Annotated in this window: 17 protein-coding genes and 1 tRNA gene; 13 read left to right on the top strand and 5 right to left on the bottom strand. The window is 74.3% G+C overall.

Annotated elements, in window-relative coordinates:
• Nucleotides 1–4 precede the first annotated feature (4 nt).
• Nucleotides 5–1,432, bottom strand: coding sequence for a basic amino acid/polyamine antiporter (locus tag CGE01nite_RS10190; RefSeq protein ID WP_307722639.1), 1,428 nt, complete (start codon nt 1,430–1,432; stop codon nt 5–7).
• 443 nt (nt 1,433–1,875) lie between these two features.
• Here CGE01nite_RS10190 and CGE01nite_RS16960 point away from each other — a divergent pair, with 443 nt between their 5' ends.
• From CGE01nite_RS16960 to CGE01nite_RS10160, 6 genes are all read left to right on the top strand, one after another.
• Entirely contained in the window at nt 1,876–6,597 is a 4,722-nt protein-coding gene (locus CGE01nite_RS16960) for a PDDEXK-like endonuclease domain-containing protein (RefSeq protein WP_229747260.1), read from the top strand.
• Between the two features lie 116 nt (nt 6,598–6,713).
• Nucleotides 6,714–7,001: a hypothetical protein gene (locus CGE01nite_RS10180; RefSeq protein WP_141370684.1), complete on the top strand. Its 288-nt coding sequence runs from the start codon at nt 6,714–6,716 to the stop codon at nt 6,999–7,001.
• Between the two features lie 96 nt (nt 7,002–7,097).
• Nucleotides 7,098–7,775 carry an SAF domain-containing protein gene (locus CGE01nite_RS10175; RefSeq protein ID WP_229747259.1) on the top strand — a complete coding sequence of 226 codons (678 nt, stop codon included), beginning with the start codon at nt 7,098–7,100 and terminating at the stop codon, nt 7,773–7,775.
• Between the two features lie 46 nt (nt 7,776–7,821).
• Nucleotides 7,822–8,385: a large conductance mechanosensitive channel protein MscL gene (mscL, locus tag CGE01nite_RS10170; RefSeq protein WP_053071583.1), complete on the top strand. Its 564-nt coding sequence runs from the start codon at nt 7,822–7,824 to the stop codon at nt 8,383–8,385.
• A 227-nt stretch (nt 8,386–8,612) separates the two neighbouring features.
• Nucleotides 8,613–8,951 (top strand): FmdB family zinc ribbon protein, encoded by a 339-nt coding sequence (locus CGE01nite_RS10165; protein WP_141370682.1) that lies wholly within the window; start codon nt 8,613–8,615, stop codon nt 8,949–8,951.
• Nucleotides 8,952–8,987: 36 nt separating this feature from the next.
• Nucleotides 8,988–11,543, top strand: a complete 2,556-nt coding sequence (locus CGE01nite_RS10160) for a penicillin acylase family protein (RefSeq protein WP_255318495.1) — start codon at nt 8,988–8,990, stop codon at nt 11,541–11,543.
• Between the two features lie 37 nt (nt 11,544–11,580).
• Here the strand turns inward: CGE01nite_RS10160 and CGE01nite_RS10155 are convergent, their stop codons facing one another.
• Complete coding sequence (locus tag CGE01nite_RS10155; RefSeq protein WP_048342421.1) at nt 11,581–12,216, bottom strand: 5-formyltetrahydrofolate cyclo-ligase; 636 nt, start codon at nt 12,214–12,216, stop codon at nt 11,581–11,583.
• A 196-nt stretch (nt 12,217–12,412) separates the two neighbouring features.
• Here CGE01nite_RS10155 and galU point away from each other — a divergent pair, with 196 nt between their 5' ends.
• The 6 genes from galU to CGE01nite_RS10125 all read left to right on the top strand — a co-directional run bounded on the left by galU (nt 12,413) and on the right by CGE01nite_RS10125 (nt 20,869).
• On the top strand, nt 12,413–13,315 hold the full coding sequence (gene galU / locus CGE01nite_RS10150) for a UTP--glucose-1-phosphate uridylyltransferase GalU (protein ID WP_141370680.1): 903 nt from the start codon (nt 12,413–12,415) through the stop codon (nt 13,313–13,315).
• Between the two features lie 26 nt (nt 13,316–13,341).
• Entirely contained in the window at nt 13,342–14,577 is a 1,236-nt protein-coding gene (locus tag CGE01nite_RS10145; protein ID WP_141370678.1) for a molybdopterin molybdotransferase MoeA, read from the top strand.
• Nucleotides 14,577–15,179 (top strand): GNAT family N-acetyltransferase, encoded by a 603-nt coding sequence (locus CGE01nite_RS10140; protein ID WP_141370676.1) that lies wholly within the window; start codon nt 14,577–14,579, stop codon nt 15,177–15,179. Before CGE01nite_RS10145 ends, CGE01nite_RS10140 begins: the two co-directional genes overlap by 1 nt.
• 204 nt (nt 15,180–15,383) lie before the next feature.
• Nucleotides 15,384–16,361 (top strand): hypothetical protein, encoded by a 978-nt coding sequence (locus CGE01nite_RS10135; protein WP_141370674.1) that lies wholly within the window; start codon nt 15,384–15,386, stop codon nt 16,359–16,361.
• Between the two features lie 81 nt (nt 16,362–16,442).
• A tRNA-Ala gene (locus CGE01nite_RS10130) sits at nt 16,443–16,515 on the top strand.
• 385 nt (nt 16,516–16,900) lie between these two features.
• Nucleotides 16,901–20,869 carry an Ig-like domain repeat protein gene (locus CGE01nite_RS10125; protein ID WP_141370672.1) on the top strand — a complete coding sequence of 1,323 codons (3,969 nt, stop codon included), beginning with the start codon at nt 16,901–16,903 and terminating at the stop codon, nt 20,867–20,869.
• A 168-nt stretch (nt 20,870–21,037) separates the two neighbouring features.
• Here the strand turns inward: CGE01nite_RS10125 and CGE01nite_RS10120 are convergent, their stop codons facing one another.
• From CGE01nite_RS10120 to CGE01nite_RS10110, 3 genes are all read right to left on the bottom strand, one after another.
• Nucleotides 21,038–21,463 (bottom strand): hypothetical protein, encoded by a 426-nt coding sequence (locus tag CGE01nite_RS10120; RefSeq protein WP_170210937.1) that lies wholly within the window; start codon nt 21,461–21,463, stop codon nt 21,038–21,040.
• A 327-nt stretch (nt 21,464–21,790) separates the two neighbouring features.
• Complete coding sequence (locus CGE01nite_RS10115) at nt 21,791–22,333, bottom strand: HAAS signaling domain-containing protein (RefSeq protein WP_141370668.1); 543 nt, start codon at nt 22,331–22,333, stop codon at nt 21,791–21,793.
• Between the two features lie 14 nt (nt 22,334–22,347).
• On the bottom strand, nt 22,348–22,689 hold the full coding sequence (locus tag CGE01nite_RS10110) for a PadR family transcriptional regulator (protein ID WP_141370666.1): 342 nt from the start codon (nt 22,687–22,689) through the stop codon (nt 22,348–22,350).
• A gap of 114 nt (nt 22,690–22,803) precedes the next feature.
• Between CGE01nite_RS10110 and CGE01nite_RS10105 the strand changes: the two genes are divergently transcribed.
• Nucleotides 22,804–23,427 carry a hypothetical protein gene (locus CGE01nite_RS10105; protein WP_048343633.1) on the top strand — a complete coding sequence of 208 codons (624 nt, stop codon included), beginning with the start codon at nt 22,804–22,806 and terminating at the stop codon, nt 23,425–23,427.
• Nucleotides 23,428–23,491: the final 64 nt, after the last annotated feature.

Here is a 23,491-nt window from a genome sequence, read left to right as displayed (position 1 = left end):
GCACCTACAGCGCGATCAGTCCCGTGAACAGCGCGACGAGGCCCGCGGCCGCGCCCAGCAGGGAGACGGCGAGCACGACGCGCTCGCGGGGGGAGAACCAGCGACGGCCCTGCTCGCCGCGCGTGAGGACGAACAGCACGGACGCGGGCGCGTAGACGACGAACACGACGAGCAGGTGGTCGATCCCGGCCGCAAACAGCAGCCACGCGGTGTAGAGCGTCGCGAGCGTCGCGACGACGAGCTGGCCGCGCGGGCTGCGGTCGCGGCGGAGCAGTCGCACGCCGTACGCGGCGGCGAGCAGGTAGGGGATGAGCACGAGCGCGCCGGTGAGCTCGAGCGCGAAGTCGAACGCGCGCTCCGAGGCGAGCGTGAGCAGCAGCACGGCCTGGGCGAGCGCGGTGGACATCAGGAGTGCGGGCACGGGCGCGTCGTGCTCGTTCGTCGTGCGCAGGAACCGGGGCATGTCCCCGTCGCGTGCCGCGACGAACAGCACCTCGGCGGCCATGAGCGTCCACGCGAGGTACGCGCCGAGCACGGACACGACGAGGCCCGCGGAGACGAACGTGGTGCCCCACGAGCCGAACGCGGCGTCGAGCACGCCGCCCATCGACGGCTCCTCGAGCTGCGCGATCTCGTCGGCCGGCAGGATCCCGTAGGACACGATCGTCACGGACGCGAACAGCGCGAACACCGAGCCGAACCCCAGGAGCGTGGCGCGCCCGACGTCCTGGCGGCGGCGCGCGTGGCGCGAGAACGTGCTCGCGCCCTCGACGCCCAGGAAGACGAAGACGGTGACGAGCATGGTGCCGCGCACCTGGTCGAGCAGCGTGCCCGAGCCGGGCGAGCCGCCCCAGTTGTCGGCGAAGACCGCGGGGTCGAACGCGACGACGGCGAGCACGACGAACACGACGATGGGCACGAGCTTGGCGACGGTGACGACGCGGTTGACCGCGGTGGCCTCCTGGATGCCGCGCCGGACGATCGCGAAGAACAGCCACAGACCGGCGCTGCCGACCGCCACAGCGAGGAACGTGTCGCCCGAGCCGAGCGCGGGGAACACCGCGCCGAGCGTCGAGGTGATCAGCACCCAGTACGTCACGTTGCCGACGCACGCGGACGCCCAGTACCCGAACACGGAGAAGAACCCGAGGTACTCGCCGAACCCCGCCTTGGCGTAGGCGTACACGCCCGCGTCGAGGTCGGGCCGGCGCACCGCGAGCATCTGGAACACGAGCGCGAGCATGAGCGTGCCGGCGCCCGCCACGCCCCACGCGACCAGCGCGCCCGCGGCGCCCGTCGACTGCGCGAACTGCCGGGGCAGCGAGAACACCCCGGCGCCGACCATCGACCCGACGACGAGCATCGCCATGGTCGGGACGCTCAGCGTGCTCCGGGTGGGCGCGGTGGTGCCCGCGGTGGCCATGACGTTCATCCAACACCCGGCTCCCGGGCGGCCGCTGAGACGTGCGACCTACCGTGCGGGCTCCGGCCCGTGGCATCCGTTGCGTCGATCACCTGGGTCCCTCGGCCGTTGACCTGGGGTGCTGTGCCACTCGGGTGAGGGAGCGAACGGCACCTTCGTGACATTCTGCGAAATCATGGACTGGACGGTTGACCAGCAGCTCAGGTATGACGCATGATGACTCCCGACGGTGCGCATCGCCTGCCCCCTGCGCGGTGCGCACCGTTCTTACGTCCGAGAGGCGGCCGCGATCATCCGCGGCCGCCTCTCGCGTCTCCGGGCCCGGTCGCCGAGCGGGGCCGTATCGATGCGAGCCGCGCGATCATGCGGATCGTCACCACTGAAGGCGGACAACTCGTGCGCCCTCGGCGCGTCACGGCCGAGCCTGACACGCCAGCGCTTACCGTCGCAGAGTGACCGTCCCCGCGCGTGCCTCTGCCACGGGAGCCGGCTCGGACCACGGGCCCGGCCCTGACGAGGCCGACCCCACGACCACCCCGACCGCCGGACCCGCCTCGGGCGACGCGTCGTCGGCCGACGAGCAGACCGGCGGACCTGTCGCGCTCGTCGAGCCCCCGTCCGACGCGGAGCTCGTCGAGAGCGCGCTCGCCACGTGGCGCGGCTCGCTCGTGGAGGCCGCGGGCGGCTCGACGCTCGCGGACATCGACCTGCTCGGCGAGGCCGCGCTCGACCTGTCCGCCGCGCACCCGTCAGGCATGGCGCAGCTCTTCGCGGGGCGCGAGACGCGCCTGTCGAACCTCGTGCGCGAGGGTGCGGCGCTCTCGGCCGCACGACGACGAGCCCGCGCGGTCGGCTCGCGCGCAGCGGCCTACGAGCAGCGGTACGGCATCGCGCCCACGTCGCTCGCGATCGGCGTCGCGACGTGGACGGAGCGCACCGCGGGTCAGGTGGGGCAGGACGACGTCGTCGCCCTCGCGAGCGTCACGCGCGCGCAGTCGCCCGCCGCGTCGCCCGACCAGGCCCCGGCCGAGCCCCGCCGGCTGCACGCGCCCGTGCTGCTGCGACCCGTCGCGCTGCGTGCCCGCGGCACGGGGGAGAGCGACTACGAGCTCGCGCTCGAGCCGTCGCTCGAGGTCAACCCGGTCCTGGCCCGCGCCCTGCGCTCGCGCGGGGCCCTGCTCGACCCCGCGGCGGTCGCGCGCGGCGCGTTCACGCCAGGCGGGTTCGACCCGCGCAGCGCGCTGCAGCGGCTCGCCTCCCTCGGCGAGGCCGTGCTCGAGGACTTCGCGATGACCGAACGCGTCGTCGTCGGCACGTTCGTCCACCCCGGCCAGGTGCTGGTCGACGACCTCGACAACCTCGCCGCGGGCGCCGCGCACCACGAGGTGCTCACCGCGCTCGCGGGCGTCGAGGCGGACCTCGCGCGCCTGCACCAGCCACTGCCCGCCGTGGTCGAGGGCGACCGGGACCCCGCGCACGAGCGCGGCGTCGGCGACCTCGACCCCGCGCAGCAGCACGTGCTCGACGTCGTCGCGACCGGGTCGCACCTGTTCGTCGACAGCCCGACGGGTGCGGACGAGTCCGGGACGATCGCCGCGATCGTCGCCGACGCCGCAGCCGCCGGACGCACCGTGCTCTACGTGCCCGGCCACCGGCGGGCGGCCGTCGCGCTCACCGAGCGGCTCGCGGCGCACGGCCTGCACGACCTGCTGCTCGACATCGCGCCCGAGGCGGGCTGGCGCACCGCGGCGACCCGCCGCCTGCTGGGCGCGATGACCGTCGAGGCGCCCGTCGTCGACGTGCGCGGCGTCCAGGCCCTGCGCTCGGACCTCGTGGGCCACCGCGAGGCGCTGCGCGGCTACGTGACGAGCCTGCACACGCCCCGCGAGCCGTTCGGGGTCTCCGCCTACGACGCGCTGCAGCACCTCGCGCGGCTCACCTCGACCCGGCCCGCACCCCGCACCAGCGTGCGGCTCACCCCCGACGTGGCGAGCGCGCTCGACGACGCCACGCGCTCCCGCCTCGCGGCCGACCTGCGCCGCGCGGGGGAGCTCGGGGCGTACTCCGTGCGGCCGGGGGACACCCCCTGGTACGGCGCGGACCTGCGCACGCACGCCGACGCCGACGTCGCGCGTCGTCGTCTGACGCGCCTGCTCGACGACACGCTCCCGCGCCTCGCCGAGCGCAGCGTGCAGGTCGACACCGAGACGGGCCTGCTGCCCGCCGAGACCGTCGACGCCTGGGGCGAGCAGCTGCGCATGCTCGACGGCGTCCGCGCGTCGCTCGACCTGTTCCTCCCGATCGTGTTCGAGCGGACCGCCGCCGACCTGGTCGCCGCGACCGCGACCAAGCAGTGGCGGGCCGAGCACGGCGTGACCATGGGCTTCTGGCTGCGGCGCCGGCTGCGGCGCCAGGCACGCGACATGGTGCGTCCCGGACGCCCCGTCGCCGACCTGCATGCCGCGCTCGTCGAGGTGCAGGCGCGGCGCGAGATCTGGCAGGCCCACTGCCCGAGCGGCGGCTGGCCGCGACTGCCCGAGGGGCTCGAGGCGCTCGAGAGCGAGTACCGGGGGATCCGGGAGGACCTCGAGGCGCTCGACGAGGTGCTCGCGACGACCCCGGCAGGCGCCGGTCTGTGCGCGACGCCGCTGACCGCGCTCACCGAGCGGCTCGCGCGCCTGCGCGGCACCCAGGACGCGCTCGAGACGCTGCCGGACCGCACCGGCCTGCTGCACGGCCTGCGCGCCGCGGGCCTCGGCGACCTCGTCGACGACCTCGCCGAGCGGCGCGTCGCGCCCCAGGCCGCACCCGCCGAGCTCGAGCTCGCGTGGTGGAGCACGGTGATCGAGCAGATCCTCGCGCAGGACCCCGCGCTCGCGGGCTACGACGGCGAGACGCTCGGGGCCATGACGGCGCGCTACGCCGAGCTCGACCGCGCGCACGTCGCGAGCCTCGCGCTGCCCGTCCGGTCCGCGGTCGCGGCGCAGGTCAGCGCCGTGCTGCGCCGGCACCGCGAGCAGGCCGAGGAGCTGTTCGCCGAGCTCGTCGAGGAGCGCATCACGTCGCTGCGCGACACGTTCGCGCGCTACCCCGACGTGGTGCGGCGGCTGCGTCCCGTGCTCGTCGCGAGCCCCATGCTGGTGCCGCAGGTGCTGCCCGCGTCCCGCACCGTCGACCTCGTCGTGCTCGGTGCCGCGGCGCACCTGTCCACCGAGGTCGCGCTCGCCGCGCTCGCCCGGGGGCGGCAGGTCGTCGTCGTCGGCGACGCCCGGTGCGCGTCCGGCAGCGCGGTGCGCGAGCTCGCGGCCGTCCTGCCGCGCGCCACGCTGCGCGCCGACTCCGTCGCGCGCGACCCGTACCTCACCACGTTCCTCGCCGAGCACGGGTACGGCGACGCGCTCGTCGCGACGCCGCTGCCCACGAGCCGGCCGCTGGTGCGCCTCGAGGTCGTCGACGGCACCGGCATGCCCGGGCAGACGTCCGGGGTGGTCGAGACGACGACCGCCGAGGTCGCGCACGTCGTCGACCTCGTGCTCGAGCACGTGCTGAGCCGCCCCGAGGAGTCGCTCGCGGTCGTCACGGTCACGCCGGCGCACGCGGAGGCCGTCCGCGAGGCCGTGCTCGACGAGGTCCGCACCAACCCCGCGCTCGCCGCGTTCTTCGACCCCGCGCGGCCCGAGCCGTTCGTCGTCACCGACCTCACGGGCGTCGCGGGCCTGCACCGGGAGGCCGTGATCCTGTCGCTGGGCCTGGGACGCACGCCGCACCGCCGCGTGCTGCACACGTTCGGCGCCCTGTCCGGCCCCGGCGGCGCCGCGCTCCTGCTCGACACGCTCGGCTCGACACGGCACCGGCTCGTCGTCGTCTCGTGCTTCGGCGCCGACGACCTCGACACCGAGCGCCTGCGCGGCGACGGCCCGCGCCTCCTGCACGACCTGCTGGCGTTCGCCGCCGAGCGCGGCACCGGCCAGACCGCTCCCGCGTCGCACGCCGTCGACCCGGACCGTCTCCTCGTGGACCTCGCCGAGCGCCTGTGGCGGCACGGCCTGATCGTCGAGCTGGACTACGGCGTGCCCGGCGGGCAGCGCATCCCGATGGTCGTCGGGCACCCGTCGCTCCCGGGCCGGATGCTCGTCGCGGTGCTCACGGACGACGAGGCCTACGTCGCCGAGCCGAGTGTGCGCGTCCGTGAGCGGCTCACGGCCGACCGGCTCGAGCGGCTCGGGTGGACCGTCGTGCGGGTGTGGTCCGCCGCCGCGTTCCTCGACCCCGACGCCGAGGTCGACCGCATCCGTCGGCACGTGCACGCCGCCGTCCCCGCGCCGGTCGAGCCCCGCACCGGGACCGCCGTGATCGGCCTGCCGCAGTCGTGGACCGACGACGAGCGTGCGCTGGGCGCCGAACGCCCGGCACGCGCCGCCGCTCGGGACGCGGGGGCGCTCGCGGCCGCGACGACCGGCGTGCCCGCGGACGTCGTCGGGCAGGCCGTGGTGCCCGCCGCCGAGATCGTCCCGGCCGCGGATGCCGTCCCGTCCACCGGGGGTATCCCGGCTACGGATGCCGTTCCCTCCGTCGGAGGTGTCCCGGACCTGGATGCCGTCGCCGCCTCCGAGGTCGTCCGGCCCGAGCAGGTGGAGAGCTCGCCGACCGCTGCGACCGCAGCCGAGGCCGCGGCCGTCGGCCACGCCCCCGTCGGCAACGGTCGACCGGAGAACGAGCCGGTCGAGCACACGGCCGAGGCCGAGCCCGCGGCTGACGAGGCCCGGGGCCGTGCGCGCCGACGCCAGGGGCGCGGTCGCAAGTCCCGCGCGCCGATGCCCGAGGTCACGCGCAGCACGACGTCCGCCGCCATGACGACGCCCGGTGGTGCGGCGACGGCTCCCGACCCCACGGTCGAGGCCCCGCCCGTGTCGCGGCCCCTCGCGGTCGTCCGCTCCGAGCAGCCCGCGCTGCCCGTGCGGACGCTCCCGCGTCCCGACGTGCGCCGCGGCCTGCCGATCGCCGCCTACAGCGACGACCAGCTCGACGACCTCGTCGCGTGGCTGACGTCGGACGGCGTGGAGCGCACGCGCGACGACCTTGCCGCCGAGCTGCGCGACGAGCTCGGCGTCACGCGTCGCTCGTACCGCATCGACACGGCCGTCCGCGCCGCCATCGCCCGCGCGCTGAGCTGACGGCTCCCGCGCCCGCCCGGTGGGATGATCGGCGTATGGGCGGCGACCACCACGAGCGAGGGGCAGCGGGCGCGACGGGGGCTCCCACGCCGACCGCGCGTCGGCCGCGTCGGGCCGTGCGCCCGTCGGGCACCGTCGGCACCGACGAGACCGTGCTCCGCAGCGCGTTCCCGGCGCCGCCCGCCCGCACGGCCGGCGCCCCGACGTCGGGCGCTCCGGCATCTGCCGCCTCCACGTCGGCCACCGCGACGCCCCTCGCCGGGACGACGGCTGCCCCGGTGCCGGACCGCTCGTCGGATGCGCTGCTCGCGGCCCGTAGCGCCGACGACTCCGACCTCGGCTGGGGCGGCGGCCGCGACGACAACGACGACCGGCTGCGCCAGGACAAGCCCCCGCACTGGTAGGCGCGACCCGACCCCAGCCCCGAGCGGGGTGCGGTCGTCCACAGCGCCGGCCGCGTGGGTCCCGCGACCTCGGGACGCGCGCCTAGCGTCGCCCCCGTGCGGGGATGGGTGGACGGCGGGGTACCGCCGCTGGAGCGGCGCAGGCGGCCGGTCAAGGTCGCGTGGCGCGGGGTGCTGTGGCGGTGGCGCTTCGTCGTGGCCGCGCTCGGCGTGGGGATCGCGGTGTCGTCGGCGCTCCAGGTGCTGCGACCGCCCGAGCCGCAGACGCAGGCCGTGGTCGTCGCGGCGCGCGACCTGCCGGCGGGGACGACCATCGCCGCGACGGACGTGCGCGTCGCCCGCGTCCCGGCGGGCCTCGCGCTCACGCGGACGACGACGAGCACGCACGAGGTCGTCGGCGAGGACGTCGCGGTGCCCGTGCCGGCCGGGCTGCCGGTGGTGCCCGGGCTGCTCGCGTCGGGCGGGCTCGTGGGACCGCCCGGGACGGTCGTCGCCGCGGTGCGGCTCGCCGACCCGGCGATGGCCGCGCTCCTGCGGCCCGGCACGCGCATCGACGTGCTCGCCGCCGCCGCCGAGACCGGGACGCAGGGCGTGGTCGTCGCGCGGCATGCGCTCGTGCTGCCGGTCCCGCCCGGCGCGCAGGACCAGGGGTGGTCAGCAGGGCTCGCTGGCGGCGACTCGGCGCCCGTGCTGGTCGCGGTCTCGCCCGACGAGGCGGCCGCGTTGTCAGGTGCGGCCGTTTCCGCCTTGCTGTCCGCGGTCGTCGTGCCATGATCGAACGTCGCAGTGGCCACGGCCGCTCAGCTCAACGGAGGTTCACGTGACTCAGTCCCCGCTCGGCTCGGCCACTACCACCCTCGGTTCCGGGGCGAAGGGCCTCGGCAAGGTCTTCGAGGGCTTCAAGGACTTCATCGCACGCGGCAACGTCGTCGACCTCGCGATCGGTGTCGTCATCGGCGCCGCGTTCGGAAACGTCGTCAAGGCGGTCGTCGAGGAGTTCCTCAACCCGCTCATCGGCTGGATCTTCGGGCAGCCAGACCTGAACAACCTGTGGAGCATCGGCCCGTACACGTGGGGCGACGAGGGTGGTAACCCGATCCGTGTCGGAGTGATCCTGACGCAGCTGCTGACGTTCCTGCTTACCGCAGCGGCGATCTACTTCCTCGTCGTCCTGCCGCTCAACAAGCTCGCTGCCCGACGCAAGCGCGGCGAGGAGCCCGAGCCCGCGGCGCCCGCCGAGGACATCCTGCTGCTGCAGGAGATCCGCGACCTGCTGGCCGCTCGCCCCACGCCGGCGCTGTCGGCCGACGTCTCGAACCCGCCCACGATCAAGCCGGCGGACGGCCCCAGCGCACCGCCTGCGCCGCCCGCCCCGACCGTCTGACGCCCGCCCGACCGAGGACCGCCGACCCAGCGCCGGCGGTCCTCGGTGCGCCTGGCCCGGACTCGGCGACCCGCCGCGGGCGCACTCCGGGATCGCCGAGGGAATGGGCGGGTTGCGGACGCCGTTACCATTGGCACTCGGAACGTGCGAGTGCCAGGCGGCGCGACCCGCGTCGGTCCCCGGTGGCCACCGCACGAGACACACCGAACGAACCCTCAGGAGACCCGGTGCCCACCTACTCGTACGCGTGCACGGCGTGCGGCCACGCCTTCGACATCCACCAGTCGTTCTCGGACTCGTCCCTGACGGTCTGCCCCGAGTGCGAGGGCAAGCTCCGCAAGGTCTTCTCCTCGGTGGGCGTGGTCTTCAAGGGCTCCGGCTTCTACCGCAACGACGCGCGCTCGGGTGCGAAGTCGTCGTCGGTTCCGGCGGTCCCGTCGGAGAGCGCCAAGCCGGCGGCGAGCACGGCGTCCGCGTCGTCCGCATCGACCTCCGGGACGACGTCGAGCAGCTCGTCCTCGTCCTCGACGACGAGCGCCACGGCCGCGGCTCCGGCTGCCTCCTGACGGCGAGGGTCCCGAGGCGGCACTACCCTCGCAGACGTGCGTAGCCGTGCCTTTCGTCTGACTCTCCTGTCCGTCGCCATCGTCCTGGTGGTGGCGCTCGTCGCGTCCGCGGTCGCGGCGTTCGTCGTCGTGCGTCGCCCGTTGCCGCAGGTGGGCGGGTCCCTCGAGGTGACTGGCCTGCGGGACGAGGTCACCGTGACGCGTGACGCGCGCGGGGTCCCGACGATCACGGCCGACAACCCGCACGACCTGTTCCTCGCGCAGGGCTACGTGGCCGCGCAGGACCGGTTCTTCGAGATGGACTACCGCCGGCACGTCGTCGCGGGGCGGCTGAGCGAGCTCGTGGGCGAGAACGACGACGCGCTCGAGGCGGACAAGGTCATCCGCACGTTCGGCTGGCGCCGGGTCGCCGAGCGTGAGCTGGGGCTGGTCGAGGACACGACGCGGGCCGCGCTCGAGGCGTACGCGCAGGGCGTCAACGCCTACCTGGACGGCAAGGCGCCGTCGCAGATCGCGGTCGAGTACACGGTGCTGGGGCTGCAGGTCGACGTCGACGCGCCCGAGCCGTGGGACGCGGTCGACTCGCTCGCGTGGCTCAAGGCGATGGCGTGGGACCTGCGCGGGAACTACGACGACGAGCTCGCGCGGGCCCGGGCGTACGCCTCGGTCCGCGACGTGACGCGCGTCGACGAGCTGTTCCCCGCCTACCCGTACGACCTCAACGCCCCGATCCTGAGCGCGCAGGACCTGGCGACGCCGGAGCTGGCCGCAGCGACGGCGACCTCTCTGGACCTCGACGACTCGGGCCTGCAGGGCGCTCTCGACAGCGCGCAGCGGGCGCTCGACGCCGTGCCGCACCTCGTCGGCGAGGGCGAGGGCGTGGGGTCCAACTCGTGGGTCGTCGCGGGTGAGCACACCGCGAGCGGTGCGCCGCTGCTGGCCAACGACCCCCACCTGGGCATCTCCGCCCCGGGCATCTGGACGCAGGTGGGCCTGCGCTGCGCAACGGTCGACGACGCATGTCCGTACGACGTCTCGGGCTTCTCGTTCGCCGGCTTCCCGGGCGTGGTGATCGGCCACAACGCCGACCTCGCGTGGGGGCTGACGAACCTCGGCGCGGACGTCACGGACTTCTTCCTCGAGCGCGTCGAGGACGGACGCGCGCTGCGCGGCGACCAGACCGTGCCGCTGACGGTCCGGAACGAGGTCATCAAGGTCAACGGCGGCGACGACGTCTCGATCCAGGTGCGCCAGTCGGCGCACGGGCCGATCATCTCGGACGTGATCGACGTCGACGCGGTCGCGCGTGCGCCGCTCGCGGACGGCATCACCGGTCGCCAGTACGAGGTCGCGCTCGCGTGGACCGCGCTCGCGCCGGGACGCACCGCGGACGCGGTCCTCGCGATGGACACGGCCCGTGACGCCGAGGACATCGCGCGCGTGGGTCGCCTCCTCGACGTGCCGTCGCAGAACATCGTCTTCGCGACGACGGACGGCCACATCGGCTACCAGGCGCCCGGGCGCATCCCGGTGCGCAACACGATCGTCGGCGCTGTGCCCTCGGACGGCACGTGGCCGCGGCCCGGGTGGGACCCCGCGTACGACTGGCAGGGCTACGTGGACCCGGAGGTCATGCCCCGCGCGCTCGACCCGGTCGAGGGCTACGTCGTCGCGGCGAACCAGGCGGTCACACCCGCGGGGGTGGGCCCGTTCCTGACCGACGACTGGGACTACGGCTACCGCTCGCAGCGGATCGGCTCGCAGCTCGCGTCCGCGATCGCGGCGGGGGAGAAGATCAGCGTGCAGGACGTCGGTGCGCTCCAGAACGACCAGCACAACCCGTACGCCGACGTCCTGGTGCCGTGGCTCCTGCGGATCGGGATCGTCGACACGTTCGAGGACGACGGCCAGCAGCTCCTGCGGTCGTGGGACCGCGTCTCGAGCGCCGACTCGGCCGCGGCCGCGTACTTCGCGGCGGTGTGGAAGACCCTGCTCGAGCTCACGTTCGCCGACGACCTGCCCGACGGCGACCTGCCCGACGGCAGCTCCCGCTGGCTCGAGGTGGTCCGTGGCCTGCTCGACGACCCGGCGTCGCCGTGGTGGGACGACCGCACGACCCCCGGGCTGCTCGAGGGTCGCGACGAGATCCTCTACCAGGCGATGATCACGGCCCGACTGTCCCTGACGCAGCAGCTCGGCCGCGACGCCGGCTCGTGGCGCTGGGGGCGCCTGCACTCGGCCGCGCCCGAGCACCCGGTGCTCGGTGGCGCGTCGATCCCGGGCCTGGTGCGAAACTTCGTCAACCCCGACCCGATCGGGGTCGGGGGCGGGCCGTCGATCGTCGACGCGACCGCGTGGGACGCGTCCGAGGGCTACGCGGTGACGGCCGGGCCGTCGATGCGCATGGTCGTCGACCTCGGTGACCTGGACTCCTCGACGTGGGTGAACTTCACCGGCTCGTCGGGTCACCCCGCGAGCCCGCACTACAGCGACCAGTTCGGCCCGTGGGCGGCGGGGGAGACGTTCCCGTGGCCGTTCACGTCGGCCGCGACGACGGCCGACGCGGTCGACAGGCTCACGCTGCACCCGTGACCGGGCGCCCGTCGGCGCCGGCCGGGGGCGCGGGGGCTCAGGAGGTCAGGGGCACCCAGCGCTCGGGCGTGGCGTAGGCGTCGACGCGACGGTCGTGCGGCTCGCGCGGCAGCGGGTCGAGCGTCGCGTCGTGCACCTCCTCGGGGAACACCACGGCGACGACGAGCGCGTCGGCGCGGGCGTGCTCGAGGGCACGGTCGTACCAGCCGCCGCCCTGACCGAGGCGGCCGCCCGCGGTGTCGACCGCCAGGGCCGGGGCGATGATCACGTCGGCGTCGGCGAGGGCCTGCGCGGAGAGCGTCGGACCGCCGGGCTCGGGAGGACGTCCCGGAGCGCGTTCGCGCAGGTCGTCGGCGCCGGCGTACTCCGCCCAGCCGCGCTGCAACCCGGCGCCGAGCACGGGCAGCAGGATCCGCACGCCGCGCGCCGCGAGGCGCTCGAGCAGGACGGACGTCGCGGGCTCGGTCGCGCGCGCGGCGTAGACGGAGACGCAGCGCGCGGCGGCGACCGCGGGGATCGACTCGACGACGTCGGCGAGGGCCGCGGCGGCCTCGTCGCGGCGGCGCTGCGAGCGGTGGGCGCGGGCCTTGCGGATCGACGCGCGGAGCTGCTCCTTCTCCTCCTCGGGCTCCGGTGCTCCTGCGCGGTTCGACGAGTCGGCAGCGCTGCTCATGGCACCAGTGTCGCAAAGGATCGGGCCGGCACCGTCCTCCGGGGTGCCCAGGCCGGCTTCGTCGGGGCCGGTCCGACGGCCGGGCGTGACGTCGTCGTGAACGCGTCCGGAACCGCGCACGGCGATCCGTCGACGTAACCCACGCCACACTCGCTTGCCCTGGGCGGGGCGCGCGGTGCGCGGCTAGCGTTCCGACATGACGATCCACAAGGCAGTCATTCCCGCCGCCGGTCTGGGCACCCGCTTCCTGCCGGCCACGAAGTCGACGCCCAAGGAGATGCTCCCGGTCGTCGACAAGCCCGCGATCCAGTACGTCGTCGAGGAGGCCGTCGCGGCCGGTCTGGACGACGTCCTGCTCATCACCGGTCGCTCGAAGCGCACGCTCGCCGACCACTTCGACGCGGTCCCCGAGCTCGAGGCAGCGCTGGAGGCGAAGGGCGACACCGAACGCCTCGCCAAGGTGCGCGAGTCCACCGACCTCGCGCACGTGCACTTCGTGAGGCAGGGCCAGCCTCGCGGTCTGGGCCACGCCGTGCTGCAGGCCAAGCACCACGTGGGCGACGAGCCGTTCGCCGTGCTCCTGGGCGACGACCTGATCGACGAGCGCGACGCCCTGCTGACCCCGATGCTCGAGATCCAGGAGCGCCTCGGCGGATCGGTCATCGCACTGCTCGAGGTCCCGGCCGAGCAGATCTCCTCCTACGGCTGCGCGGCGGTCGAGCCGCTCGACGGCGACGAGGACGCGGACACCGTGCGGATCACGGGTCTCGTCGAGAAGCCCCCGGTCGACGAGGCGCCGTCGAACCTCGCGATCATCGGCCGCTACGTGCTGCACCCCGCGGTCTTCGACGTCCTCGAGCAGACCGCTCCGGGGCGCGGCGGGGAGATCCAGCTCACCGACGCCCTCGCGACGCTCATGGACATGCCTGCCGAGCGGGGTGGCGGCGTCACGGGTGTCGTGTTCCGCGGACGCCGGTACGACACGGGCGACCGCCTCGACTACCTCAAGGCCGTCGTCCGGATCGCGGTGGATCGTCCGGACCTCGGCCCCGACTTCAAGGACTGGCTCGTCCAGTACGTCGCGGGCAGCAAGGCCTGACCCCTGGGGCGGGGCACAATGCCCGCATGAGATCGGTCCAGGACCACCTGGCGGCCGTGCTCGCCGCCGTGGGGCCGGTCGCGCCCCTCGACGTCGCGCTGCACGACGCGACCGGCTGCATCCTCGCGCGTGACCTCGTCGCGACGAGGGACGTGCCGGCCGTCGCCGTCGCCGCGCGCGACGGGTACGCGGTCGCGGCGCACGAGACCGCGGGCGCGGGCTACGACAGCCAGCTGACGCTGCCCGTAGCGCACGACGTGCGCGCCGGCGGTCCGTCGGGGCTGCGGCTCGCTCCCGGCCAGGCGGTGCGCGTGTCGTCGGGCGCCCCGCTACCGCTCGGTGCCGACTCGGTCGTGCCCGTCGAGGAGACGGACCGCGGCGCGGCGCGATTCGCGATGCAGCGCCCGGCCGTCGCGGGCCAGCACGTGCGGGCCGTCGGTGCCGACGTCCGCACCGGCGAGGTCGTGCTCACCGCCGGCACGCGTCTGGGGGCGCGCCAGCTCGCGCTCGCGGCGACGCTCGGGCACGGTCGCCTGCACGTGCACCCCACGCCGCGAGTCGTGCTGCTGTCGGTGGGCGACGAGCTCGTCGAGCCCGGCAGCGCGCGGCCCCCGGAGGGCGCGGTGTTCGAGACCGACGGCCACGCGCTGGAGGCCGCGGTCCGGGACGCCGGGGCCACGCCCGTGCGCGTCGGGATCCTGCCCGACGACCGCGGCACGCTGCGCGAGGCGCTCGACGACCAGCTCGTGCGCGCGGACCTCGTCGTGATCACCGGCGGGCTGTCCGAGCTCGTCGGCGACACCGTGAAGGACGTGCTCGCGACGCTCGGCACGGTCCGGCTCGACCACGTGGCGATGACGCCCGGGTTCCGGCACGGGTTCGGCACGGTCGGCACCGAGCTGGGCGCCGACCGCACGGTGCCGATCTTCGCGCTGCAGGGCGACCCCGTCGCGGCGCAGGTGTCGTTCGAGGTGTTCGTGCGTCCCGCGCTGCGGGCCATGGCGGGTCACTCCGAGCTGTACCGGCCGAGCGTCGCCGCGCGCGCCACGCACGGCTGGACCGCGCCGACGGGCCTGCGGCAGTTCGTCCCCGCGACCGTGCTGGGCTCGCCCGAGGAGGGCTACCGGGTCACCGCTCTGGGCGACCCGCTCGCACCGACGGTCAGCGCGCTCGCGCACGCGAACGCGCTCGCGGTCGTCGGCGAGCAGGACACCACCGTCGCGCCGGGGCAGGTCGTGCACTGCCTGGTGCTGGAGGGCTGATGGCGCACGGCTGGCCGGCGGTCCTCGTCGACGACCTCGTCCGCCTGCGGCCGCTGCGCCGCCGGGACGGGCCGGCGTGGCTCGAGCTGCGCGCGCAGAACCAGTCCTGGCTCGAGCCGTGGGACGCCACCAGCCCCGTGCCGGTCGACGGCCCGCGGCCCACGTTCGCGCAGTTCGTGCGCACCCTGTCCGCGCAGGCGCGCTCGGGCACGAGCCTGCCGTTCGCGGTGGACTACGCGGGCGAGCTCGTCGGGCAGGTGACGGTCTCCTCGATCACCTACGGCTCGCTGCGGTCCGGCGCGATCGGGTACTGGCTCTCGGAGCACGTCGCCGGGCGCGGCGTGATGCCTGTGGCGGTGGCCCTCGCGGTGGACCACTGCTTCACGACCGTAGGGCTGCACCGCATCGAGGTGAACATCCGGCCCGAGAACCGGCCGTCGCTGCGCGTCGTCGAGAAGCTGGGCCTGCGCGACGAGGGCGTGCGCGAGCGGTTCCTGCACATCGGCGACCGCTGGTGCGACCACCGTTCGTTCGCCCTCACCGCCGAGGAGGTCCCCGACGGCCTCCTGGCCCGCTACCGCGCCACCCGCCCCGCCCCCTGACCCGCGCTCGTCGCGTCGGCCGGCCCCTTCCGCTGCCGCCCGGCCGGCGGCTTCGGCAGGGCTCCGACGAGGTCGGCACTCTCGTGCGGGATCGGCAGTCCGGAGGCGCGATCTGGCGGGGGTGTGCCGAACTCGTCGGGATGCGCCGTGCGACACGCCGGACGCGTGCGCGACCAGGGGGGTGCACCGCCCTAACGTCGGGGCGTGAAGGATCTCACCGGACCGATTGCGCTTGCGCTCGTCGGCCTGTGGGTGGCGTACCTGGTGCCGCACAAGCTGCGGTACCGGCAACAGCTGGTGGAGTCCCGGGTCGACGACCGGTTCTCCGACGCACTGCGTGTGGTCGCGGTCAGCGACCGCCCGGGTCGCGCCCGGGCGCAGGCGCCGGTGACCGGACCCGACTGCCGACCTGCCGGCACGCCGGGGTTGCTGACCCCCGGCAGAGGGGTGCTCGTGGCAGCGACGAGCACCGCGACAGGAGGCAGGACCGTGGACCGACCCACAGCGCAGCACGACAGGCTCACCGCCGAGTTCGCGCGCCGCACCGCGCAGGCTCGTGCGCAGCACGCGGCCGCCACCGCGCGTCGAGGTGCCGCGGCCCGGCGCCGCGGCGTGCTCGCGACCTCGCTCGTGATCCTCACGGTCGTCGGTGTCGTGGTCGCCGCGGCCGTCCCCGCCGTGACCTGGGTCGCGGGAGCCGTCCCCGGCGCGCTCCTGACGACCGTCCTGGTGCTCGGCCGTCGCGCCGTGGTCGCCGGGCGTGCGGCCGACGCCGCGTTCGCCGAGCGCATGGCCGAGGCCGCGCGCGCCGCGCAGGAGGCGCGGGCCCGTGCCACGCGCGCCCTGACCGGTGCGACGCGCGCCGTCCCGCAGCCCACCGTGACGGGCCACGCCGTGCGCCCGTCGGACTCGCCGACCCAGATGATCGCGCGCGTGGTCGTCGACGACTCGTGGTCCCCGGTCCCGGTGCCCAAGCCCACGTACTCGCTCAAGCCCGAGGCGCCGCGCCGCGAGCCCGTCGCGCTGCAGAACCTCGAGGGTTCGACGGCGGCGGCCGTCGCGTCGCCGGTGGTCGAGTCGACCCCGGCCGCCACCGTGCCCGCCGAGGTCAGCGCGCCGGCGACCACCGGCTCGATCGACCTCGACGCCGTGCTCGCGCGTCGTCGTGCGTCGGGGCAGTGAGCCTGAGCGGCGTGTCGACCGACCCGACCGACTCGATTTTTCTTGGGGCGCCTGCGTGGGCTAGTCTGTAGCCCGCTTCAAGGGGCTGTGGCGCAGTTGGTAGCGCGTCTCGTTCGCAATGAGAAGGTCAGGGGTTCGAATCCCCTCAGCTCCACCCATGTCGAAGGGTCCGGCCAGACGGCCGGGCCCTTCGTCGTTCCCGATCCTCCCGCGTGTGGCCCGACGCGTGCCCTGCCACGGTCACGGCGAGCTCGGTCGCCGGTCATGCCGCTCGGCGCACCAGCGCCGCCTCCTGGGTGATTCGGTAGTAGTTGCTCCGGGCGCGTAACGCGCAGAAAACATGCTCCGCACATGATTTACGCGCTGGAAATGTGCACCTCATCTAGCGTGCGCGCCGCTTCGTAGCGTCGGCGTCGGTCCCGTTCGCCCCCGTCGGGACCTCCCGGAAGCAAAGGAACGACGTGCGAACCTCGACGCGCTCGAGCCGACTCACGGCGGTTGCCCTCGCCGTAGCGCTCACCACAGGAACACTCACCACGGTGGCCACAGCAGCGAACGCTGCCGCCACCCCGACCACGAACGGTGAGGTCGCCTCCGGCGACAACTGGACCGTCACCGACCTCGGCGGCATGTACGAGGTCACGCTCGACCTCGACCGTCCCTTGGAGATCCGCAGCGACGCCCCCACGCTGCTGGTCGACGGCAAGGCCGTGGGCCTCGCCACGGAGTCCCCCTCGGGCCGCACCCTGACGGCCCTCACGGACGACGCCTCCGTCCTCACGGCGAAGCGCGTGACGGCCGGCTGGTTCAGCGACGCCGGGACGACGTCGGTCAAGCCCGCCGACGTCGACCCCGCGCCGGAGCCCGAGGACATCGACGACGCGCCGCAGGGCACGCCCGACCCGTCGGTCCCGGGCGAGTACTCCTACACCAAGGCGCTGTACTCCTTCGGCAACCAGGCCATCGAGCTCGCCGGCATCAGCGGCATCCGTGGAGAGGTCGAGGGCAAGGTCTACCTGCCCGACATGGACGAGGCCGCGCCCGTCGTGCTGTTCCTGCACGGCCGGCACACGTCGTGCAACGGCGCGGGCAGCAACCCCGCGCGCTGGCCCTGCCTGCCCACGCAGACCAACATCCCGAGCTACGCCGGCTACGACGGCGCCGCCGAGGCGCTGGCCAGCCACGGCTACGCGGTGATCTCGATCGGCGCGAACGCGATCAACGCGAACGACAACCAGCTCGCGCTCGACTACGGCGCGCAGGCGCGCGGCCAGCTGATCCTCGACACGCTCTCGATCTTCGAGGACGCGAACGAGGGGAAGTCGACGACGCTGCACGACGCGCAGACCGACGCCGACGTCACGCTCGCCGACGCGCTCGCGGGAACGGCGGACCTGCCCGCCGCGGCGCTCGACGACGACATCGTCGAGCTGACGCCCGCCGACCTCGTCGGCAAGCTCGACTTCTCGCGCATCGGCCTCATGGGCCACTCGCGCGGTGGTGAGGGCGTCACGTCGGCGGCCACGCTCAACGCCGGCCTCGACGACCCGTTCGACATCGTCTCGATCCTTCCGCTCGCCCCGGTCGACTTCGGCCGCATGACGACGCCGAACATCCCGACGATGCTGCTGCTGCCCTACTGCGACGGCGACGTGTCGAGCCAGCAGGGCCAGCACATGAACGACGACTCGCGCTACGCGTTCGACGACGACGTGCTCCGCACGGACGTGTGGGTCATGGGTGCGAACCACAACTTCTTCAACACGGTCTGGACGCCGTCGAAGTACTCCCTGTCGACGTCCGACGACTGGTCGGGCACCAACGCCACCTCGGCCCGCTCGACCGACTCGGTCTGCGGCACGACGGGCGCGGCGGTCGACACGACCATCCGCCTCACCGACGACGAGCAGTACGACACGGGCACGACGCTCATGGCCGGCTGGTTCCGCCTGACGGTCGGTGGCGAGGACGAGTTCCTGCCGATGTTCGACGGCTCGGGTGCGAAGGTCGACTCGATCAAGGACTTCGACATCCGCGTCTCGGCGACCCAGCCCGCCTCCGCCCGCTCCGACATCGCGACGTTCACCACGGCGGGTGCGGTGCGCACGTACGGCACGGCCACGGCCACGCTGTGCGCGTCGATGTCGGGACGCGCGGTCCCGCAGGTCCTGCCGTACTGCTCGACGACGCTCGCCTCGGCGCAGCTGCCGCACTGGACCTCGGTCCGCTTCGGCGGTGACGTCCCCGCGAGCCCGATGACCCGCATGCAGTGGACCAACGGCACGGGCGAGATCCGCGTCTCGGTCCCGCGCTCGGCGCGTGACGCCTCGGCGCACGAGTTCCTCACGCTCAAGGCCTCGCCGGACGAGTCGGTCGCGTACGGCGCCGGCACGGACCTGACGGTGACTCTCGTCGACGGCACGGGTGCGACCTCCACCACGGCGGTCTCGGCGCTCAACCCGAATGCCCTGGTCCGGCTCCCGCAGAGCACGCAGAACCCCACGACGCTGGGCAAGATCGTGCTGCACGAGGTCCGGCTCCCGCTGGAGTCGGTGGACATCGACCTGACGGACGTGCGTGAGGTCCGGATCAAGGCGGCGGTCGGCCTCGGCGACTCGGTCAGCGGTGGCGTGTACCTCACGGACCTCGCGTTCGCGTCGTCCGCACTCGGCACGGCCACGGCCACGACCGAGGTCACGGTCAACACGGCGCCCGTACGGGTCGAGGAGGGCAACGGCCCGGACGAGGCACTCGTCCCGGTCGTCCTGTCGAAGCCCGCGACGAAGCCCGTCACTGCCTACGTGTCGGTGATCGGCGGCACGACCGCGACCGCCAAGGCCGGGATGCAGATGGCCAAGGTCGTCTTCGCCCCGGGCCAGACGTGCACCACGGTCCCCGTCGCCACCTATGGCGACGCGGCGGCGAGCTCGGCGGCCACGACCACCTACACGGTGTCGGTGACCAACACGAGCAACGCCGTCATGGGCACCGACGCGTTCGCGCCGCTCGTCGTCCGCGAGGACGACGGCGTGACGGCGGGGACCCCGGCCCCCGCGTACGGCGTGCAGGGTGACCCGTGCGCCGAGCTCTCCGCGACGGTCGGCACGCTCACCCCGGGCGTCGAGAAGGTCGGCCCGGGCGAGACCGTCACGGTGACGGGCAGCGGGTTCCGCGCGGCCGAGTCGGTCGCGTTCACGCTCGGTGGCGTCCCGGTCGGCTCGTTCGTCGCCGCCGGCGACGGCACGGTCACGGCCGCGCTCGTCGTCCCGCAGGACGCGGCGCTCGGGACCGCCGAGCTCACGGCGCTCGCCGCGGGCTCGGGCCGGACGGCCACCGGCACGGTCTCGGTGCTGGCGCCCACGTCGACGACGCTCTCGCTCGCCCCGGAGCTCCCGGGCATCCTCGAGCCGGTCACGCTGACGGCGGCCGTCGAGGGTGTCGAGGTCGCCGGTGAGGTCACCTTCCTCGACGGCGAGACCGTGCTCGGCACGGCCGACGTGGTCGAGGGCGTCGCGACGCTCGAGGTCGCCGACGGGTTCGCCGCCGGTGAGCACGCGATCACCGCGACGTTCGGCGAGACGGCCACGGCCGCGTCCTCGTCGTCGCAGGTCGTCTCGTTCCTGCTCGCCAAGGGCCTGTCGACGATCGCGCTGGCGCTCGGCACGTCCGACTCGGTGTACGGCACGCCGGTCACCGGGGTCGTCGCGGTCGGCGGTTCGACCACCGGCACGGTGACCCTCACCTACGGCTCGACGTCGCAGCGGCTCACGCTCGTCGGCGGGTCGGCGACGGTCGCGCTCCCGGCCGGGCTCACGCCCGGGTCGTACACGGTCTCCGCGACGTTCGACGGCACCGCGAAGGTCGCGGCGAGCGGCACCGTCTCGGCCGACGTGACGATCGCGAAGCGGGCGACCGCGGCGGCCGCCACGGCTCCGACGTCGGTCACGGTCGGCGGCAAGGTGTCCGGCACGGTGACGCTGTCCGGCGGGATCGCCGGCACGAAGCCGAGCGGCAAGGTCACCGTGCAGGTCAAGAAGGGCACCGGTGCGTGGTCCACGGCCACCACCGCGACCCTGACCAGCAAGGGCACCGCGTCGTACTCCTTCACGGCACCGACGAGCACCGCGACCCTCTCGGTCCGCGCGGTCTACGCCGGTGACGCCCGCTACGCCGCGTCGACCTCGTCGGCGACGGCGGTCAGCGTGGTCAAGAAGGTCACGAAGACGTCGGTCTCGGCCGCGTCGAAGGCCAAGCTGCGCGCGAAGATCTCGGCCACGGTCGCGGTCACCCCGGCAGCGTCCACGGCCGGCGCCTCGGTGAAGGTCTACACGAAGCAGCAGGGCGGTTCGTGGAAGCTCGTCACCACGGCCACGCTCGGCGCCAACGGCAAGGCCACGGTCTCCGTGTCCGGCACGGCCGTCGGCACGCTGCAGATCAAGGCCGTCTACGGCGGCAGCGGAACGCTGTCCGCCAGCACCGGGACGGACGCTGTGACGATCACGAAGTGACGATCGCGAAGTGACGATCACGAAGTGACGCGAGTGCGTTGACGCTCGCGTCGACGACCAGCACGACGAGGCCCCGGTTCCCCCGATCCGGGGCCTCGTCGTGCGTCGGGTGCGGCTGCCCCCTGCTCAGCCGCACCCTGCCTCACGTACTGCGCAGGGGGCGCGACGTCATGCGGTCCTCTGCGACGGGCACGAGCCCCCGCACAGGAAGGGTGCGACGGTGTACTGCGCGCCGACGTTGCCGCGCAGCAGCCACGACAGGACGAGCGCGGGTGCCGTCCGGGCGGTGTGCCGCCAGCCCGGGCCCACGCGCACCAGCGGTGCGTGACCGCAGCGGCGCGTCACGCGCGGCAGGACGGTGACGGCCGCCGCCGGGTCGTTGCTGGTGCCGATCTGGTGCGTGCCGAGCTCGCCGGTGAGCTCGACCAGGAAGCACGTGCCCTCGCCGGGCACGGCGCGGACCACCTGGGCCAGGCGCGTGTCGGTGACCTCGAGCGTGACGATCAGGGCCTCGCCCGAGTCCAGGCGGGCCAGTCGCGGCCCGAGCTCAGCCGCCGGCAGTGGCGTCCAGCGGTCGGGTGCGGAGGCGGACATCACCAGGAGCTCGCGAGCGGGTTCGCGTGCGGCCCAGGCGGAGGGGACGGTGTCTGGCACGGTGGACCGTGCGGTCGGGCGGTGCACGGGGACTCCTTCAGGTCGCGGCTGCGGAGCGGGTCGTCCGACGCGGCCTCGCAGCCGGGGTGCGCGTCGGGTGGGCGGCGTCACGGCGTGGTGCGTGCCGCCGGTGGGTGCTGGGATCCCGCACCGCGCAGGACGAGCGCGATGCGTTGGTGCAGCGGCAGCGCGAGCAGTGCGCGCCGTTGCAGGTACGCCGCCCGGCGGACGGCCCGCGTGGCGTCGGCTGACCGCTGGGCGGCCACGTCAGCGCTCGGCCGCGGGCTCACTGTGCACCGGGCCGGGTTCGGGGGAGCTGTCGCCCACCGCGATGAGCAGGAGGCCCAGCACGGTGCTGAGCACGAGCGTCGTGCCGGAGACGACGAGCGCGGACCAGGCGAGCGTCGAGCGGCCGCTGGGCCGCCGCACCCGCAGGATCGCGACGACGAGCGCCACGAGCGCGAGCGGGATCGCGACGAACGGGCTGAGGAACAGGGTCAGCACCGCGACGAGCGAGGCGACGAGCGCTACCAGTGCGCCGGGGTCCGCCCTGCCGGGCGCAGGCGCGGCGGGCAGGACCGTGACCGCCGGCGGAACGACCACCGGGGTGGTGCCCGCGGCGATCGCGTCGACCGAGCCGAGGCCGGCGAGCACGCGACGCACGTCGTCGGACGTCGGTTCCTCCCCGAGCGCCTCCTCGAGGTGCTCGCGCACCGCGTCGAGCGTGTCCTGGTGCTCGCGCGGGTCGGACCCGACGAGGGCGCGGTCGAGGTCCGCCAGGTAGGCCTGGACCAGCGGGTGCTCTGACATGGGTGTCGTCCTTGTCATCGGGACTCTGCCAGCACGGTGTCGACGTCCTGCCGGAAGGGTTCCCACGCACGGGTGAACTGCTCGAGGGCCGGTCGTCCGTCCGGGGTGAGCTCGTAGTACCGGCGCGGCGGACCGCTCGTCGACTCCTGCCAGGTGGTCTCGACCCAGCCCAGCCGGCGCAGCCGGGAGAGCAGCGGGTACAGCGTGCCCTCGCTCGCGAAGAGCACCTGGTGACGGGACAGACGTGTCGCCAGCTCGAGCCCGTACGCGCGGCCGGAGTGCAGGCAGGCGAGCACGCAGTACTCCAGAACCCCCTTGCGCAGTTGCGTCAGCAGCGCGTCTGACTCTGCGGCCATGTGGGGGAACCTAGCAGTCTCTTGCTGCGCAAGGTAGTGATTGTTGCAAAGAACTCTGCTTTGGTAGGAACCTGCGGCGGCCAGGGCCGTTCGTCGACCCAACAAGGGGGTTTCGTGCACCACGTGAAGAAGCTCGTGACCGCGGTGCTGACCGCGGCGCTGCTTGTCGCCGGAGGCTCTGCCGCACGCGCCGAGGACACGGTCGGCGACGACCTCGACCCGCAGCTCGTCGCGTACCTGGAGACCCTGACGCCGGCGGAGCGCGAGCAGTTCCTCGCGACGCTGCTCCCCGCGACCGTCGACGTCGTGGTCGGGGCGCAGGTGCCGACCGACGGCGCGGCGGTCAGCTCGCTCCTGACCGCGCGCCTGACCGGCCTGCGCGTCTCGCCGCTCGCGACGGGCTGCTGGTCGCAGCGTTGGACGTGGGCGCCCAAGGCCGCGGCGGGCAACACGCTCTACACCTACTACCACGTCGGGTCGTGGTGCTCGTCGGGGAGCTCGGTGACGAGCGCGCGCATCGCCGACTACGGCGGCGAGACGTCCACGCCCGGCTGGGACTACGAGGGCGTGATCGCGAGCGGCAAGGGAGTCGTCTCGAACGAGGGCCGCTCGTACTCGAAGCACAAGTTCGAGCTCCGGGTGGGCTCGTGGGTGGTGCAGACCGCGACGCCGTGCGGCCGGGTCAAGGGTCGGTCCTCCGGGAGCTCGACCGCGGACGCGACCTGCGGGATCTACTGACGCCCCGCTCGCCGCAGCGGGTGTGGGTCGCGACGGCGGCCGACCGGGAGGGCGGTCGGCCGCC

This window comes from Cellulomonas gelida, from assembly GCF_006538725.1.
Taxonomy (GTDB): Bacteria; Actinomycetota; Actinomycetes; order Actinomycetales; family Cellulomonadaceae; genus Cellulomonas; species Cellulomonas gelida.
The sequence above is the reverse complement of the archived record's forward strand: the minus strand, read 5'-3'. Positions and strand labels throughout refer to the sequence as shown.

What these genes read in the sequence shown, in the direction of transcription:
- CGE01nite_RS10190 (WP_307722639.1), bottom strand. Translation starts at nt 1,432, where the DNA reads ATGAACGTCATGGCCACCGCGGGCACCACCGCGCCCACCCGGAGCACG.
- CGE01nite_RS10155 (WP_048342421.1), bottom strand. Translation starts at nt 12,216, where the DNA reads ATGAGCAGCGCTGCCGACTCGTCGAACCGCGCAGGAGCACCGGAGCCC.
- galU (WP_141370680.1), top strand. Translation starts at nt 12,413, where the DNA reads ATGACGATCCACAAGGCAGTCATTCCCGCCGCCGGTCTGGGCACCCGC.
- CGE01nite_RS10145 (WP_141370678.1), top strand. Translation starts at nt 13,342, where the DNA reads ATGAGATCGGTCCAGGACCACCTGGCGGCCGTGCTCGCCGCCGTGGGG.
- CGE01nite_RS10140 (WP_141370676.1), top strand. Translation starts at nt 14,577, where the DNA reads ATGGCGCACGGCTGGCCGGCGGTCCTCGTCGACGACCTCGTCCGCCTG.
- CGE01nite_RS10120 (WP_170210937.1), bottom strand. Translation starts at nt 21,463, where the DNA reads ATGTCCGCCTCCGCACCCGACCGCTGGACGCCACTGCCGGCGGCTGAG.
- CGE01nite_RS10115 (WP_141370668.1), bottom strand. Translation starts at nt 22,333, where the DNA reads ATGTCAGAGCACCCGCTGGTCCAGGCCTACCTGGCGGACCTCGACCGC.
- CGE01nite_RS10110 (WP_141370666.1), bottom strand. Translation starts at nt 22,689, where the DNA reads ATGGCCGCAGAGTCAGACGCGCTGCTGACGCAACTGCGCAAGGGGGTT.